The following is a 16377-nucleotide window of genomic DNA, read 5'->3' as shown; positions in this document are numbered from 1 at the left end:
GGAACGTTCTAATAAGGACTTGCCTGAACGTTCGAGGGCCGCTCATGACCGATTCGCTCACCCGCCACCATGCGTCGATCCGACCCGGCAAAACGCTGCGCACGCTCGGCGTATTCGAAGAGTATTTCTGGCTGCTGCAGCAACGCGTGCCGCGCACGACTGTCGTCGCCGCGGAAGTAGAAGGACGCACGACGGTCGAACAATGGGCGGCGGCGCTCGCTACGGTCCAGGCGCGCCACACCGTGCTCTCCTCGCGCATCCGTCAAAGGCCCGGCTATCGCCCGTGTTTCGAGCTGATGCCCGATGCGCCGCTCGCGCTGCAGGTGGTGCCGAGCGAATCGGGCATCCGTCTTTTTGAACTCGTATCGGCGGAACTCGCCACGCGTTTCGGTTCCGACGATGCGTTGCTGCGCGCGTCGATCCTCTACGGCCGCAACCGCACGACGCTGGTGCTGGGCGCCCATCATGCGGCACTGGACGGTAGCTCGCTGATTTTGCTGATCCGCGATCTGATGCGCGCACTGGCCGGCGAGGCGCTCGGCAGTCCGCGCGCGATGGCGCCGTCGCATGATGAACTGCTGGGTTTGTCGACGAGCGAGCAGTCTGCGCCGTTTGGCCCGCCGCCGGGTTCATCACACGACGAAACGGATAGTCATACGCGTGATGACCGTCGTTCCCTGTCCGCCCCGTTGCTTGCCGCGAGCGACGAGCAGCCGTTGCTTCAGCAGATCTGGCTCGAACCGTCGGTCACATCGCTGATGACACGGCGCGCGCGCGAAGAACAGGCGTCCGTGCATGCGGCGCTGTGCGCCGCCGCGATGCTGGCCGGACGGGCCCTGTCGCGCTCATGGCGCGACCATACGATCCGCTGTGCGAGTTCGCTCGACACGCGCGCGTTACTCGGCGCAAGCGAGCATCTCGGGATTTTTCCGACGCAGCGCAGCGCGGAGCTGGAACCGTCCACGACGCTTTCGTTCTGGGATCTTGCACGCGCCGTCAAACAAAGCCTCGCGATACGGCGCACGGCCGTCGAAGCGGCGGGCGGCTTTTCGACGCCGGTGCTGGAGATGATCGCAGCCGGCGCCGACCCGGACCGGCTCGTGATGGGCAACCGCCAACGCGCCCCGACGCTGCGCATCGACAACTATGGGCGGCTTGCGATTCCGACGCGGTACGGCGAGGGGCGCCTGCGCATCAAGTGGGTGACGCCTGCCGCGGTACACGGCGCGCCGCAGACGCAACACATCTCGGTAGCGACCGTCGATGGCCTGCTTTGCATGACCAACGTCAGCGCGGAGCCCGTGCCTTCGCTGCTCGGCAGCGCCAAGCGTCTGTTGCTCGCGCAGCTAGGCTAGGCAGCGGCCGCGTCGGTCCGTCCGTCGTAACGGCCGGACCGCACGACGCGCGACACCGGTCTGCTACCCGCCGCGGCCAACACCTCAAAATCCGCGCGACATCACCGCAAAGCCGATCGTCACGACACCAAGCACGAGATTCACGACGACGAGCCGCCGCACGGTCGCGACCGCATTCGCGCCGTCGGGCCACTTCTGCGCCTGCACCGCGCGACGGATGCGCGGAAAGACGGCGAAACGGATATGGCCGAAGATCAGCATCATCACGATGCCGAGCCCCGCCATCGCATGCAGTTGCCACATCGCGTGCGCGCCGCCGTACTGCGACAGCAGAAAGCCGCCGGAGACCAGAATAACGAGCACCGATACGCCGACCCAGTTGAAGAACCGTCCGAATACCGACTCCCACAGCGGCAGCCGCAATTGCGGCGACAGGTCGCCCAAGGCCGGCCGCAGGCAGAAATGCGCGAACACCATGCCGCCGACCCAGACGGCAACGCCCAGCAGGTGGAGAAAGAGTGCGATTTCGATCGCTTTGGTCATTCGTTTTCCTCTGTCGTATCGGTGTGGTATCGATGCAGTGGTATCGACGCAGATGAGTCGACGCAGATGAGTCGACACAGATGAGTCGACGCAGATGAGTCGATAAGGGTCGCGGCCGGACTGCGCGTTCGACCGCCCACGCGCCGCGCAGTTCAGTCCATCTTTACTGGCTCAATAACGTACGAGGCTTTTTATCGGACGACATGGGCCACGAAATAACGCTAAATAAAACTGCGGCGTGCAGCGCACTCCGGGGAATGCGCTGCACGCCGCATGTTCTGGCTGGCTGCGAGGATGCTAAGGCATGGCGATGCGCCGCTAGCCCTGCCCTTCTTCGAGCGCGGGCCGCAACCCCGTCACCTTGAGCTTCGTATCGGGCTTGTGCCCCTTGCGTGCGCGTTTGCCGACATGCGCGGCGAGCGCCTTGCCGGACAGCGTTTCCTCGCCCGGCTTGCCGCCGCGGCCCGTGCCCATCAGCACGACGCCCGCCTTGCCGATCGCGAGTGCCTGCGCGAGCGTTTCGTTGGCGTCGAGCCCCATCAGCGTGACGCCGCGTCCGCCGCCCGACAATGTCTTCATCTCGTCGAGACCGAATACGAGCATACGCCCCGTGCTCGACAGACACGCGACCTGCGTCGCGTCGGGCACCATCGGCATCGGCACGAGCGGCGCCGCGCCTTCGTCGATCGTCATGAACGACTTGCCAGCCTTCACGCGGCTCACCATATCGCCGAGCTTCGCGATAAAGCCGAAACCGTTGCTCGACGCGAGCAGCAGCGCCTGGTCGGCCGTCGCCGCGTAGTAATGCATGAGGTGCGTGCCCGATTCGAGCTCGATCATCGTCGTGACCGGCACGCCGTCGCCGCGGCCGCCCGGCAACTGGCTGACCGCGACCGAGTAGACGCGGCCGTTGCTGCCCCACGCGATCAACGTGTCGGGCGTGCGGCACTGGAACGCCGCGTAAAGACTGTCGCCGGCCTTGAACGTGAAGCCGGCCGGATCGAGCCCATGGCCCTTCAGCGCGCGCACCCAGCCCTTCTGCGACACGACGACCGTGACCGGCTCGTCGACCACGCGCGCTTCGAACGTCGCGCGCTTGTCCTGCTGGATCAGCGTGCGGCGCTCGTCGCCGTACTGCTTCGCATCGGCTTCGATTTCCTTGACGATCAGCCGCTTCATCGCGCTCTCGCTGCCGAGCAGCTCTTCGAGCTTCGCTTTCTCGTCGCGCAGTTCTTCGAGCTCCTTCTCGATCTTGATCTTTTCGAGGCGCGCCAACTGACGCAGCCGGATATCGAGAATGTCGTCGGCCTGGCGTTCGGACAGCTCGAACGCCGAGATCAGCGCGGCCTTCGGCTCGTCCGATTCGCGGATGATCCGGATCACTTCGTCCAGATTCAGGAAGACGATCATCCGGCCTTCGAGAATATGGATGCGATCGTCGACCTTCGCGAGCCGGAACTGCGTGCGGCGCGTAACCGTCGCGAAGCGAAAGCCGACCCACTCGCCGAGGATTTCGCCGATGCCCTTCTGGCGCGGCCGGCCGTCGGCGCCGACCATCACGAGATTGAGCGGCGCGTTCGATTCGAGGCTCGTATGCGCAAGCAGCGTATTGACGAACTCGGTCTGCTCGATGCGGCTCGACTTCGGCTCGAACACGAGGCGCACCGGCGCGTCCTTGCCCGATTCGTCGCGCACCGCGTCGAGCAGCGCGAGCAACGTCTGCTTCGTCTGCAGCTGCTCGGGCGTCAGCGACTTCTTGCCGAGCTTGATCTTCGGGTTCGTCTGCTCCTCGATTTCCTCGAGCACCTTCTGGCACGACGTGTTCGGCGGCAATTCGTTGATGACGAGCTGCCACTGGCCGCGCGCGAGCTCTTCGATCTTCCAGCGCGCACGCACCTTCAGGCTGCCGCGGCCCGTTTCGTAGGCCGCCGCGATCTCGGCTTCGCTCGAAATGATCTGGCCGCCGCCCGGGAAGTCCGGCCCCGGCAGATGCTGCATGAGCTCCGCCTGCGTGATCTTCGGATGACGGATCATCGCGACCGCGGCCGCCGCCACCTCGCGCAGGTTATGCGACGGAATTTCGGTCGCGAGGCCCACCGCGATACCCGATGCGCCGTTCAGCAACACGAACGGCAGACGCGCGGGCAGCAGCTTCGGCTCTTCGAACGAGCCATCGTAGTTCGGCATGAAATCGACCGTGCCCTGATCGATTTCGTCGAGCAGCAGCTTCGCGATCGGCGTCAGGCGCGCTTCGGTGTAGCGCATGGCCGCAGCACCGTCGCCATCGCGCGAGCCGAAGTTGCCCTGGCCATCGATGAGCGGATAGCGCATCGAGAAATCCTGCGCGAGGCGCACGAGTGCGTCGTAGGCGGACTGGTCGCCGTGCGGGTGATACTTGCCGAGCACGTCGCCGACTACGCGCGCCGATTTCACGGGCTTGGCGTTGTCGGCGAGGCCCATCTCGCTCATGGCGTACAGGATGCGACGCTGCACGGGCTTCTGACCGTCGCTGACGTCGGGCAGCGCGCGGCCCTTGACGACGCTGACCGCGTATTCGAGGTACGCCTGCTCCGCGTAATGGCCGAGTGTCAGCAGGTCGCCGGGCGGCGGCGCCTCTTCGAAAAGATCGGGAGTGTTGTCTTCCATCTACGTTCCGTGTCCGTGTTGCGGCTCGAGGTGCGGCTTGCTTTTCATTCGGCCTGGGTGTCGGCCCGCGTTTCGGCCTAGATATCCGCTTCGACCTCGTTGCCCTTCTCTTCGAGCCAGCTGCGCCGCGACGCCGCTTCGCCCTTGCCCATCAGCATCGTCATGCGCGCAACGGTCTTCTCGAAGTCGAGTTCGCCGAGCGCGATCGGCGACAGGCGCCGCGTGTCCGGGTTCATCGTCGTGTCCCACAGCTGCTCGGCGCTCATTTCGCCGAGGCCCTTGAAGCGGCTGATCGTCCATTGCGATTCGCGCACGCCGTCCTTGCGCAGCTTGTCGAGAATCGCTTCGAGCTCGCCGTCGTCGAGCGCGTAGAGCTTCTGCGCGGGCTTCTTGCCGCGGGCCGGCGCATCGACGCGAAACAGCGGCGGCCGCGCGACGAACACGTTGCCGCGCTCGATCAGCTGCGGGAAGTGCTTGAAGAACAGCGTGAGCAGCAGCACCTGGATATGCGCGCCGTCGACGTCCGCGTCCGACAGGATGCAGATCTTGCCGTAGCGCAGATTCGACAGGTCGACGGTGTCGTCCGGGTTGTGCGGATCGACGCCGATCGCGACCGAGATGTCGTGCACCTCGTTGTTCGCGAACAGGCGATCGCGCTCGGTTTCCCATGTGTTCAGCACCTTGCCGCGCAAAGGCAGGATCGCCTGGAATTCCTTGTCGCGGCCCATCTTCGCGGAGCCGCCGGCGGAATCGCCTTCGACGAGGAACAGTTCGTTGCGCTCGATTTCGGTCGATTCGCAATCGGTAAGCTTGCCGGGCAGCACGGCGACGCCCGAGCTCTTGCGCTTTTCGACCTTCTGCCCCGCGCGCGTACGCGCTTGCGCCTGCTTGATGACGAGATCGGCAAGCTTCCTGCCGTGCTCGACATGCTGGTTCAGCCACAGTTCGAGTGCCGGGCGCGCGAACGAGGACACGAGCTTCACCGCATCGCGGCTATTGAGGCGTTCCTTGATCTGGCCTTGGAACTGCGGATCGAGCACTTTCGCCGACAGCACGAACGATACGCGCGCGAATACGTCTTCGGCGAGCAGCTTCACGCCCTTCGGCTGCAGGCCGTGCAACTCGACGAAGCTCTTCACGGCCTGGAACAGGCCGTCGCGCAGACCCGCCTCGTGCGTGCCGCCGGCCGGCGTCGGGATCAGGTTCACGTACGACTCGCGCGTGAGCGGCCCTTCCTCGCTCCACGCGACGACCCACGCGGCGCCTTCGCCCTCGGCAAACGTCTCCTCGTTCGAGCGCGAGCTTTCCGCGTAGCGTTCGCCTTCGAACAGCGGAATCAGCAGATCGCTGCCGGCCATGCCTTCGAGCAGATAGCCGCGCAGGCCGTCTTCGTACTTCCAGCTTTGCCGCTCGCCGGTCTTTTCGTTGACGAGCACGACTTCGACGCCCGGCAGCAGCACCGCTTTCGAGCGCAGCAGCCGCTGCAGTTCACCGACCGGCAGATTCGGCGAATCGAAGTACTTCGCGTTCGGCGTGACCGTGACGCGCGTGCCGGACTTCTTTTCGCCGCGCTCGGCCGCGCGCACTTTGAGCGGCTTGACCACGTCGCCGTTCGAAAAACCGAGCTCGGCGACCTTGCCGTCGCGCCAGACCGTGACGTCCAGACGCGTGGACAGCGCGTTCGTGACCGACACGCCGACGCCGTGCAGACCGCCCGAGAACGTATAGGCGCCGCCCGCGGCCTTGTCGAACTTGCCGCCCGCGTGCAGGCGCGTGAAGACGATCTCGACGACGGGCACGCGTTCGTCGGGGTGCAGGCCGAACGGAATGCCGCGGCCGTCGTCGTCGACCGACACCGACTGGTCGGCGTGCAGCGTGACCGTGATCTGCTTGCCGAAGCCGCCGAGCGCCTCGTCGGACGCATTGTCGATGACTTCCTGGATGATGTGCAGCGGGTTCTCGGTGCGCGTGTACATGCCGGGCCGCTGCTTGACCGGCTCGAGCCCCTTCAGCACCTTGATCGACGCTTCGCTATACGCAGCGTTTGCGTTTGACTTCTTCGTAGACATGGCTTGCTCGGGTCCGTCGGTTCATCGTTGTCCACAAGTCCTGTGGACATCTGCGTGGACAATGCGTTGAATTTTCAAAAAAAGCGAAACGAAACAACGGAATGGAACGTTTGCACGATACACGGGCAGTGTGACCGCCCACGCGCCTGCGCGCCCGCACCGCCCGCTAACGCCGACGGGGCGGCGTCTGCGGCGCGCCGCGCCCGGCAGCGGATTCGCGGGTATTGTACTGATTTCGATGCGCGCGGCAATTTGGATCGGGCAGGATTGGCCGTTTGGGGGAAATATAACGAAGTTCCTTCCCCGTGTTTCATACCGGAGCACAGCCGTGAGACCGTCCGAAGCGTTGGGCGCCCCTCGCGCCGAAATCAGGAAGATCGTTGCCGATCACCACGCGGCCAACGCACGCATATTCGGTTCCGACATCACCGGCGACGACGACGAAAACGGCGACCTCGACTTGCTCATCGGTCAGCGAAGCGGTGCCTGTGCGAAGAGAAAGAGCGATCTGCGGCTCGCCGACTATCTTGACCCTATGCGCCAAGCGATAGAACGCATCCAGCGCTATACGACTCGAATCGGATCGCCCCGGGAAGCGTTTTACTTCCCCTTGTTCTCCAGCTCATCCCACCGCTCGAGCGCCACCATCAGTTCCTCATCGATTTCCGCGTAACGCTGCGTGAGACGCGTGCCTTCCTGGGCGTCTTTCGCGAAGATCGACCCGTCTTCGAGTTGCGCGGCAATGGCTTTCTGCTCGCCCTCGAGCGCCGCGATCCGTTCCGGCAGCGCCTCGAGTTCGCGCTGTTCCTTGTACGACAGCTTCACCGACCGTTGAGCATTGCGGCCCGCCGCGCTTTCTTTCGGCGCAGTCTGCCTGGCCGCTTCCTTCGGTGCGTCGCGCTGCGCGAGCTGTTCGGCGCGCTCGCGCTGCGTCTGCCAGTCGGTGAAGCCCCCGACATATTCGCGCCACTTGCCTTCGCCCTCCGCCGCGATCACCGAAGTCACCACGTTGTCCAGAAACGCCCGGTCGTGGCTCACGAGCAGCACGGTGCCGTCGTAGTCGGTCAGCAGTTCTTCGAGCAGTTCGAGCGTCGGAATGTCGAGATCGTTCGTCGGTTCGTCGAGCACCAGCACGTTCGCCGGACGCGCGAACAGCCGCGCGAGCAGCAGCCGGTTGCGCTCGCCGCCCGACAGCGACTTCACCGGCGAGCGCGCCCGCTCCGGCGCAAACAGGAAATCGCCGAGGTAGCTCATCACATGCTTCTTCGCGCCGTTGATCTCGACCCAGTCGCTGCCGGGGCTGATCGTATCGGCAAGACTTTTCTCCTGATCCAGTTGCGCGCGCATCTGGTCGAAGTACGCGACCTGCAGATTCGTGCCGACGCGCACACGCCCCTCGTCGGGCTGCAACTCGCCGAGAATCAGCTTGAGCAGCGTCGTCTTGCCCGCCCCGTTCGGACCGACGAGGCCGATCTTGTCGCCGCGCATCAGCGTGGCCGAAAAGCGCTCGACCACGGTGCGTGCGCCGAAGCGCTTCGTCACGTCCGTCAGCTCCGCGACGATCTTGCCGGACTTCTCGCCCTGCGCGACGTCGAGCTTCACGTTGCCCTGCACGTTGCGACGTTCGGCGCGCTCGTTGCGCATCTGCACGAGCCGCGCAATGCGGCCGACGCTGCGCGTGCGGCGCGCTTCGACGCCCTTGCGGATCCACACTTCTTCCTGAGCGAGCAGCTTGTCGAATTTCTCGTTTTCGACGCGCTCGACTTCGAGCTGCTGCGCCTTACGCGTCTGATACGCGGAGAAATTGCCCGGGTACGACAGCAGCCGGCCGCGATCGAGTTCGACGATGCGCGTCGCGATGCGGTCGAGAAACGCGCGGTCGTGCGTGATGAACAGCAGACCCGCGCGTTGCGAGAGCAACAGCTCTTCGAGCCAGCGGATGCCGTCGAAGTCGAGGTGGTTCGTCGGCTCGTCGAGCAGCAGCACGTCCGGCTGCAGCACGAGCGCGCGCGCAAGCGCGACGCGTTTTTGCATGCCGCCCGACAGCGCGTCGACCTGCGCGTCGCCGTCGAGGCCGATCTGCGCGAGCGTCGTGGACACACGCGTGCGCCAGTTCCAGGCATCGGCCGCGTCGAGCGACGATTGCAAGGTGTTCATGCGCGCGAGCAAGGCATCGTGCTCGCCGCCTTCCGGCGCCTCCGCCAGCGCATGCGCGACGCGGTCGTATTCGTCGAGCAGTTCGCGCGCATGCGCGAGCCCGCCCGCGACCGCGTCGAACACCGACGTGCCCGCTTCGAATTCAGGCTCCTGCGGCACGTAGACCGTGACGAGGTTCTGTTGACGCGTGACGAGTCCGTCGTCGGGCTTCGCGAGGTCCGCGACGATTTTCAGCAATGACGACTTGCCCGCGCCATTGCGGCCGATCAGGCCGACACGCTCGCCGGCTTCGAGCGAAAAGTCCGCGTGATCGAGCAACGCGACGTGACCGAACGCGAGTTGCGCGCCGGTGATGGTGTAAAGCGACATGGGAAAAGGATCGGGCAGCGATGAGGCGAAACGCTCATTGTACCGGGCGGCTTGCGCGGTGGCCGCGTGACCGACCGGGAAGCCGCGTGCGAGGCTGACCCGCGTGGCGAAATGCGTGGTGAACTGTGTGGCGAAATGCGCGACCCGATGCGGGAGTCGATATGCGGCCAAACGTGCGACAAAATGCGCAATCGGATGCGCACCTCGATGCGCGACCGAACGCGGGACGAATGCGTTGCGATACCGCGCGTGGTGGCGCAAGGCGACGCCAGGGTGTCGGCGCCTTGCGTCGCCATTCGCGTCACTTCACTTGCGCGGTTCCGGTCGCGCTACTTCACATGCACCGTAATGGTCTGGCTCCAATCGGGTCCGTACGAGCGATGCGCGCCATCGCCGAATTGCAGCGTGAGTGTGTGATCGCCCGGCGGCAGCGTGATCTCGGTTTCGGACTGCCCTTTGCCGAAATGCAGCGATGTGTCGTTGGCCGGAATCACGGCGCCCTTCGGCACGGGCTGCCCGTCGATCAGCAAATGATGATGACCGGTGCCATCGGTCATCGTGCCTGCCGGCGCGACTTTCATGCCGTCGACGGCGAATTTCACGTGCACGGGGTTGCTCACCGTCGCGCCGTCTTTGGGTTCGACGAACGACACGCCGTTGGCCCGCGCAACACCCGATGCAACCAGCAGACCGACGCACAGCGCGGTACCCATCCATCTGTTCCTGAACATCGTCTTCTCCTTGAAATGACGGTCCGTGACGGGACGCTGGCGTAAGGACCGCGCGCCAAAGCATACGCCGGTGCACTCTGGCGATCGCGCGCAGCGTCGCGACGTATCCGCGATTGCGACGCTTTGCCGACGAAGTGTCCTGACGATTTCCGGTAAAATTGTGGATCGCCGCGCGTTTCCGGTCGAGGAAAGGAACAACGCGCGAATCGAGCGTTTCGAACGGATGGGTGAGTGCGTCGTGAGTGAAGTTGTCGAATACAAAAGCTGGGTTTGTTTGATCTGCGGCTGGATCTACAACGAAGAAGAAGGACTGCCGGAAGACGGCATCGCGGCGGGCACGCGCTTCGCCGATATTCCCGAAGACTGGCGCTGCCCGTTGTGCGATGTGAGCAAGTCGGAATTCGCTGTTGTGGAGTTCTGAGCGGCGCGTTATGCCATCGTTTGTGCTGCTCGTGGTGGCGCGTCATTCGTAGGCCAGGACAGCTTTGTTATACTCTGGCCCCTGCCGTTGCGTTGTTGGGTCCGCGGTTAGGTCCGCGGTTAGGTCTGTAGGTTGGACTTTCGGCGATCCTCGGTCCTCTCCCTGTAGTTCAATGGATAGAACAAGTGCCTCCTAAGCGCTAGATACAGGTTCGATTCCTGTCAGGGGGACCAGTTAGCGGCACAAGTCGCCTCCATCACGCGGCTTCGTGCCGTGTCTTGCCTTGCCGCCTTGCCACAAGCCGGCTCTTCGGCACCGGCCGCCGTATGCGGCGAATGAACGGCCGACGCCTATGGCCCTTCCTGCGGCGCCCGCCGGTTACACGCATGAGGATTCGGACCATACGCATGCGCGCCCGAGTGCACCGCCGCCGCGTTCGCGACCATTAGAAGCGCAAGCCTGCCCACATCGAAAGTAGTTTCCCCATCGCCGAAACGGATCGGCGCCGCGGTCCATGCGCCGCAATCGGCATCGGCGGCATTGCGCGGCGTCGCGGCAGTCATGCTGTAGTTCAGATTGTCCTTGACGACGTCGGCGCGCGCGGCAGTCGATGCGAACAAGATCAGCAATGCGAAGGCGAGAGTGAGTGTTCTCATCGCGGCATCCCGGGTATGCGATGGTCGATGGCCTGAGCCTGTTTGGAGAGACGGCTCAGATATTACGCGCACTTCGATACCTGCGTTGCGCGCCGTACTTGCCTAGATACAGCATCACGACATGCGAAAAAGCCCGCGCCGTCTGCACGGTGCGGGCTTCGTTCGCGTTCGCATGACGGGCGACTTACCCCAGTGCGAACTTTCACTGCAATTGCGATTACTGCGTACTGCGCTTTACCGCATCAACGCTTTACCGCTTTACCGCTTTACAGCTTTACACCCCTACTACCCCTTCACTGCCTTCACTGCTCGCTCAACTGCTTACGAATGATCGTACGGCGAACCCAGAAACTGGTTATACACGGGGCCGCGTGCGCCCGATTCGGCCGTGCCTGCCGTGGCAGGACCATAACCGGTACCATCCGCCGTCACGCGCGCTTCAGCGCGCTGAACGGCCGCCGGATAGTGCGCGTCGCTCGAGTCGAACGGGCTATAGCCGGCCTTTTCCAGTTGCACGAGGTCTGCACGAACCTGCGCGCGCGTCACCGGTTGGTTCGATTGAGCAAACGACACAGCCGGCACGGCGAGCACAGCAGCAATAGCAACAGCCTTGATGAGCGATTTCATGTTCATTACCTCCAGATTGGTTTCATTTGCAGCGGCGTTTTGAATCAGCGCCGTGTGAAACCAGTCTAGGCATTCGGCAGGCTAGGGGAAACCCTAATCGGAGGAAATCATTGTTTCGGCTCACGTGACAATCGGGTGCGGGATGGCCCATTTCCGCCATGCGCGCGCCTCCAAACACCGCTAAACGCCCCTAAAGTTCGGGCCGCGCACTGCCGACAACCGGAGCATGGAATCCGAAAAACATCTCCCCCTCAAGCGAGGCACGTCCCGGTACGACGAGGCGATCGCGCTCGAAAACTCCGTGAGAGTGATTCGTCGCGCGCGCGGCAAGCACAATCCGGAAGACTTTGCCGAAGGCACGCCCGAATGGCATGCCGTGATCGAAAGCTTTCTGATCGATTTGCTGTGGGCTTCCGGTAACGACCTGCACGAAGGCGAGTAATCGGCTCGCCTCGCAGCGACATCCGCGCGCTAGAAACGCATCTTGCGCGCGCCGCTGCGCATGTCGTCGATAAGGGGCACAACCGCGAGCGCGAGCAATACGACCGCGAGCGGCAAGGTCGACACGAACCCCAGATGCTTGAAACCGGCCGCGCCCGCCAATCCGCCGGCCAGAAAGAACGCGAGCAGCGACCCTAGCAAGGCAAGCTTCTGCCGGTCCGCACGCACTACGCCCTCCACGCCGTCATCCGCTTCAGGACGCCGGCCATTCCAGTAAAACAGCTTGCCCAGCTCGATGCCGATGTCGGTGACGAGCCCCGTCATATGCGTGGTCCGGATTTCGGCGCGCGAGATTTTCGTGATCATGGCGTTCTGCAGGCCCATCACGAAGCACAGCAGGCACACAGTGACCGGCAGGAAAAACAGCCGATGATGCTCGAGGTTCGAGCCAAGCAAGCCGAAGCACAGCAGTAACGCCGCTTCGATGGCGAGCGGCGTCGCGTAGACGCTGCGCAGCCGGCGCCGCCGTCCCCAGTTGATCAGCACCGCTGACGTCGCCGCGCCGACCATAAACGACAGGAGCGAGCTCAACCCCGCCACGACAAGCGCAATATCGCCGAGCGCAAGGTTATCGGCCAGCGACGAAACGATGCCCGACATGTGCGACGTGTATTGCCCGACTGCGAGAAATCCGCCGGCATTGGCCGCACCCGCGACGAACGCGAGCGAGCGCCCGAGACGCCGATTGGTTGCGTCGGTTCGTTCGGGTGCGGTCAAGCCGCGCAGATAGTTGATGGGCATGCTGTCAGGCCGAAAAATGAGCAGCCGGTCAATCGGCCTGGCGGAACCAGAACCGGGGCCGGAGCGTGGGCCGACTCGAAGCACACGGCGGCACGCCCGCGACAGGGCGCACGAAATCGTAGCACGCGATGTTCGACGCGCCAGGCATGCAACGAAAAACAGATGAAAAAATGCCCAGCGGTGCGGGCTGGGCGAAATCGCCGGTTGGAGCCGGCGATGGAGGTTCTATCGTCTATTTCGACGCGACGGATCGGCCAAACCTCGCTGGCCGATCCGTTGCACGTCCTGCTTGCCAGATCGGACGATGCGCCCGGAGAAAAAAATCGGCGTCCATCGTCCGAAGTGCAACCGGCTTAGTGATGCTGGTAGATGTAGATCGGCGGCGAGTAGCTGCTCAGCGCGCCTTCGGAACGCGTCATGCCCGATTCGGACGTACCGCCGGTAGAGGAACCGTAGCCGCTGTTGTCGGCCGCTTGATTGGCCGCGCTGACGCGCGATTCCGCCTGCTGGATCGCTGCCGGATAGTGCGCGTCGCTCGAATCGAACGGGTTGTAGCCGACCTTTTCCAGCTGCGTCAGTTGGCCGCGCACTTCGGCGCGCGTGAGCGGCTGATTCGATTGAGCAAACGACACGGCGGGAACGGCGAGGACAGCGGCAAGCGCCACAGCTTTGATGAGCGATTTCATGATCACACCTCCGAGATTGGTTTCATTCGAGTTGCGCGTCGTTGCGTGCAACCGTTGAAAACAGTCTAGGAGCGCGGGGCTTTAGGGTAAACGCCTAAAAGGCCAATTCATTATTTCGCGGGACAGGACAAATCGAAGGGATTAAAACGCGAAAGCAGAAATGCGGGCGTTGAACGACGCGCTCGAAGCGTAAGAAGCGCATGAAGCGCACGCCCGCGCACGGCCAGGCAGCGGGCGAACGCCACCCGCCTGTGTGCGGGCCGGCCGCCCGGCGGGCGCACCGCAGCGCCAGCCACAGCGGCGAGAGCGCATCAATGACGATGACGCCAATCCCCGTGATAGGTGTCGAGCCAGCGCAACCGCCGCGCGCGCGACTCGCCATGCGACGATTTGTGATGCTGATGCGCGGCGATCCACAGCGCGGCACAGACGATCACCATCACCGATGGCCCCAACAGATAGGCCAATGTCGACTCGCTCATCGCATCCTCCATCCCGACGACGTCCACCCCATCCACCATTCTAGGCAATGCGCGCCGATGTTTCGAAGCATGAAACATCTTCGTTTCCCGGCTTGCCGCACATCGCGATCGCACCGTCTCGACGCAACGCCGCCGGCCTGTGTGCGCAAGACCACCTTTGCGCACAGGTCGGTTACGCCAGACGTATTTCAACCTTTTATCATTGCCTCACCGCCCTCGTTAGGTCCGCCCGACTGCCATGCCCTACCCCTACAACATCGCCCTCGCCGCAGGCCTCATGCTGATGGTGTTGTCTTGCAGTCTTGCGCTCGTACTCACCTGACACGCCTGATTTCGTTCTCCAGCGGAAATTTTTCGCGACCCCGTACTTGCATTGCGCAGACGTTTCGCTAGCACAGCCGCGCTCGCCTCTGCACGCAATCGTATGACCGCTGTCGCGCGCACGCGCCACCGGCGAAATAGGGGCGCGCAATAGGTCATAATGTCCGCAAAAATACCCAGCAAGGACATCCTGTGACCCAGGCCTCACCGCTTGACCTGTTGAAACAGGCGCGCATCCGCTTTACACAACGAGAAATCGCCGCGCACGTCGGCAAGGACATCAAGACGGTGCGGCGCTGGGAAAAGGGCGAGACGCCCTGCCCCGCGCGCATGGCGCCGACCTTGCAGGCGCTGCTGCAGGCGCCGGCGACGGCCGGCGCGCTTCATCGGCATGCGCGCGACGGCGCGTCGAGCTTTCGCTTTGTCGATCTCTTCGCAGGCATCGGCGGCATCCGCATGGGCTTCGAGGCGCACGGCGGCGCATGCGTGTTCACGAGCGAGTGGAATACGTTTTCGCAGAAGACCTATCGCGAGAACTTCGAGCAGTTCGACGAACGCATCGCGGCGGCCGCCTCGAAGCGCGCGCCCGATCACACGCTGATCGGCGACATCGTATCGTTCCCCGAACACGCGGTGCCCGAGCACGACGTGCTGCTCGCGGGCTTCCCGTGCCAGCCGTTCTCGATCGCGGGCGTCAGCAAGAAAAACGCGCTCGGCCGTCCGCACGGCTTCGAATGCACGACGCAGGGCACGCTCTTTTTCGACGTCGCGCGCATCATCGCGGCGCGCCGCCCGGCCGCGTTTCTGCTCGAAAACGTAAAGAACCTGCTGTCGCACGACAAGGGCCGCACCTTCGACGTGATCGTGCAGACGCTGCGCGACGAACTCGGCTACGAAGTGCACTACCGCGTGATCGACGGCCAGCATTTCACGCCGCAGCATCGCGAGCGGATCATCATCGTCGGCTTTCGGGACGCCACGTCTTTTTCGTGGGACGCCCTGCGCCTGCCCGAAGAAGGCCCGCGGCTCGCGTCGATCCTGCACCGCACCGACGGCAGCGAGCCGGTGCTGCCGTGGGACGGCGAACGCTTCTTCGACGCGCGCGCGCGTGCCGTGCAACCCAAGTACACATTGAGCCCGAAACTCTGGTCCTATCTGCAAAGCTACGCCGAAAAACACCGCGCGGCCGGCAATGGTTTCGGCTTCGGCCTCGCATTCGCGGACAGCGTCACGCGCACCTTGTCGGCGCGCTATCACAAGGACGGCTCCGAAATCCTCGTGCATCAGGGTCACGGCCTCCGGCCCCGCCGGCTCACGCCGCGCGAATGCGCGCGCCTGATGGGCTTTCCCGACACGTTCCGCATTCCGGTCAGCGACACGCAGGCGTACCGCCAGTTCGGCAATAGCGTCGTGATGCCGGTGATGCGCGAAGTCGCGCGCATCATGCTGCCGCACCTGCACGCGGCGGCGCCCGCCGCTGAGGGTGTCGCATCGCCTGCCGCATCGCCCGCCGTATCGTCGACGGCGGGCGCGCTCGACAACGCCGCGCCGCTCGTGCCGCCCCGCTCGCGGGTTCACGCCCAGGTGGCATGAATGGTCGATATCGTCGATGCGGCGACGCGCAGCCGGATGATGTCCGGCATACGCGGCCGCAACACGAAACCCGAGATTCTGATCCGCAGCCTCCTGCACCGCCGCGGCTTTCGCTTTCGCCTCGATGCGCGCGACCTGCCGGGCCGGCCCGACATCGTGTTGCCGCGCTATCACGCCGTTGTATTCGTACATGGATGTTTCTGGCACGGCCACGACTGCCATCTGTTCAAATGGCCGCAAACGCGCGTCGAGTTCTGGCGCGAGAAGATCGGCCGCAACCGCAGTAACGACGCGAAGGTCACGGCCGCACTGCGCGAGCGCGGCTGGCGCGTCGCAACGGTCTGGGAATGCGCATTGCGCGGTGCGAACCGGGATCTCGACGGCGTGTTGCGACGCCTCGTCGACTGGCTGCAAAGCGACGCGGCAACGCTCGACGAACGCGCCTGAGCACCCGCGCGAGGCCACGCCGCACGCTCAAA

General features: G+C 64.2%; 16 protein-coding genes and 1 tRNA gene. 7 read left to right on the top strand and 10 right to left on the bottom strand.

Annotation, left to right across the window (positions count from 1 at the left end):
• Window positions 1-44 precede the first annotated feature (44 nt).
• A complete protein-coding gene (locus tag BTO02_RS08115) occupies window positions 45-1355 on the top strand; it encodes a hypothetical protein (RefSeq protein ID WP_075156602.1) in 1311 nt (436 codons plus the stop codon).
• Window positions 1356-1439: 84 nt separating this feature from the next.
• Here the strand turns inward: BTO02_RS08115 and BTO02_RS08110 are convergent, their stop codons facing one another.
• The 3 genes from BTO02_RS08110 to BTO02_RS08100 all read right to left on the bottom strand — a co-directional run bounded on the left by BTO02_RS08110 (window position 1440) and on the right by BTO02_RS08100 (window position 6613).
• Window positions 1440-1898 (bottom strand): CopD family protein, encoded by a 459-nt coding sequence (locus tag BTO02_RS08110; protein ID WP_075156601.1) that lies wholly within the window; start codon window positions 1896-1898, stop codon window positions 1440-1442.
• A 318-nt stretch (window positions 1899-2216) separates the two neighbouring features.
• Window positions 2217-4544 carry a DNA topoisomerase IV subunit A gene (gene parC / locus BTO02_RS08105; protein ID WP_075156600.1) on the bottom strand — a complete coding sequence of 776 codons (2328 nt, stop codon included), beginning with the start codon at window positions 4542-4544 and terminating at the stop codon, window positions 2217-2219.
• A 77-nt stretch (window positions 4545-4621) separates the two neighbouring features.
• Complete coding sequence (locus BTO02_RS08100; protein ID WP_075156599.1) at window positions 4622-6613, bottom strand: DNA topoisomerase IV subunit B; 1992 nt, start codon at window positions 6611-6613, stop codon at window positions 4622-4624.
• 328 nt (window positions 6614-6941) lie between these two features.
• On the opposite strand from BTO02_RS08100, the gene BTO02_RS34200 reads away from it, so the two are divergent.
• Window positions 6942-7286, top strand: a complete 345-nt coding sequence (locus BTO02_RS34200; RefSeq protein WP_156883781.1) for a hypothetical protein — start codon at window positions 6942-6944, stop codon at window positions 7284-7286.
• Here the strand turns inward: BTO02_RS34200 and BTO02_RS08095 are convergent.
• The gene (locus BTO02_RS08095; protein WP_075158699.1) at window positions 7214-9139 is read right to left on the bottom strand and encodes an ATP-binding cassette domain-containing protein; all 1926 of its coding nucleotides are present in this window, start codon (window positions 9137-9139) and stop codon (window positions 7214-7216) included. The two genes, BTO02_RS34200 and BTO02_RS08095, sit on opposite strands and share 73 nt — an antisense overlap.
• A gap of 329 nt (window positions 9140-9468) precedes the next feature.
• Window positions 9469-9870 (bottom strand): DUF4399 domain-containing protein, encoded by a 402-nt coding sequence (locus BTO02_RS08090; protein WP_075156598.1) that lies wholly within the window; start codon window positions 9868-9870, stop codon window positions 9469-9471.
• Between the two features lie 223 nt (window positions 9871-10093).
• On the opposite strand from BTO02_RS08090, the gene BTO02_RS08085 reads away from it, so the two are divergent.
• Together BTO02_RS08085 and BTO02_RS08080 are read left to right on the top strand one after the other, a co-directional pair.
• On the top strand, window positions 10094-10291 hold the full coding sequence (locus BTO02_RS08085; protein ID WP_075158698.1) for a rubredoxin: 198 nt from the start codon (window positions 10094-10096) through the stop codon (window positions 10289-10291).
• Window positions 10292-10449: 158 nt separating this feature from the next.
• Window positions 10450-10524: transfer RNA gene (locus BTO02_RS08080), tRNA-Arg, on the top strand.
• A gap of 117 nt (window positions 10525-10641) precedes the next feature.
• Here the strand turns inward: BTO02_RS08080 and BTO02_RS08075 are convergent.
• Both BTO02_RS08075 and BTO02_RS08070 read right to left on the bottom strand, forming a co-directional pair.
• Entirely contained in the window at window positions 10642-10947 is a 306-nt protein-coding gene (locus BTO02_RS08075) for a hypothetical protein (protein WP_075156597.1), read from the bottom strand.
• A gap of 321 nt (window positions 10948-11268) precedes the next feature.
• Window positions 11269-11574: a DUF4148 domain-containing protein gene (locus BTO02_RS08070; RefSeq protein WP_075158697.1), complete on the bottom strand. Its 306-nt coding sequence runs from the start codon at window positions 11572-11574 to the stop codon at window positions 11269-11271.
• A gap of 226 nt (window positions 11575-11800) precedes the next feature.
• On the opposite strand from BTO02_RS08070, the gene BTO02_RS08065 reads away from it, so the two are divergent.
• Window positions 11801-12016, top strand: coding sequence for a hypothetical protein (locus BTO02_RS08065; RefSeq protein WP_075156596.1), 216 nt, complete (start codon window positions 11801-11803; stop codon window positions 12014-12016).
• Window positions 12017-12045: 29 nt separating this feature from the next.
• On the opposite strand, the gene BTO02_RS08060 is transcribed toward BTO02_RS08065, so the two are convergent.
• The 3 genes from BTO02_RS08060 to BTO02_RS34730 form a co-directional block, all read right to left on the bottom strand.
• On the bottom strand, window positions 12046-12816 hold the full coding sequence (locus BTO02_RS08060; RefSeq protein ID WP_075156595.1) for a YoaK family protein: 771 nt from the start codon (window positions 12814-12816) through the stop codon (window positions 12046-12048).
• A 353-nt stretch (window positions 12817-13169) separates the two neighbouring features.
• The gene (locus BTO02_RS08055) at window positions 13170-13502 is read right to left on the bottom strand and encodes a DUF4148 domain-containing protein (RefSeq protein WP_075158696.1); all 333 of its coding nucleotides are present in this window, start codon (window positions 13500-13502) and stop codon (window positions 13170-13172) included.
• 311 nt (window positions 13503-13813) lie between these two features.
• Window positions 13814-13984, bottom strand: a complete 171-nt coding sequence (locus BTO02_RS34730) for a hypothetical protein (protein ID WP_198039212.1) — start codon at window positions 13982-13984, stop codon at window positions 13814-13816.
• 513 nt (window positions 13985-14497) lie between these two features.
• On the opposite strand from BTO02_RS34730, the gene dcm reads away from it, so the two are divergent.
• Entirely contained in the window at window positions 14498-15898 is a 1401-nt protein-coding gene (dcm, locus tag BTO02_RS08045; RefSeq protein ID WP_083615041.1) for a DNA (cytosine-5-)-methyltransferase, read from the top strand.
• Window positions 15899-16345: a very short patch repair endonuclease gene (locus BTO02_RS08040; protein ID WP_075156593.1), complete on the top strand. Its 447-nt coding sequence runs from the start codon at window positions 15899-15901 to the stop codon at window positions 16343-16345.
• Window positions 16346-16377 lie beyond the last annotated feature (32 nt).

It is taken from the genome of Paraburkholderia sp. SOS3, from assembly GCF_001922345.1.
Classification (GTDB): domain Bacteria; phylum Pseudomonadota; class Gammaproteobacteria; order Burkholderiales; family Burkholderiaceae; genus Paraburkholderia.
This window is presented reverse-complemented; position numbering and strand designations above follow the sequence as displayed.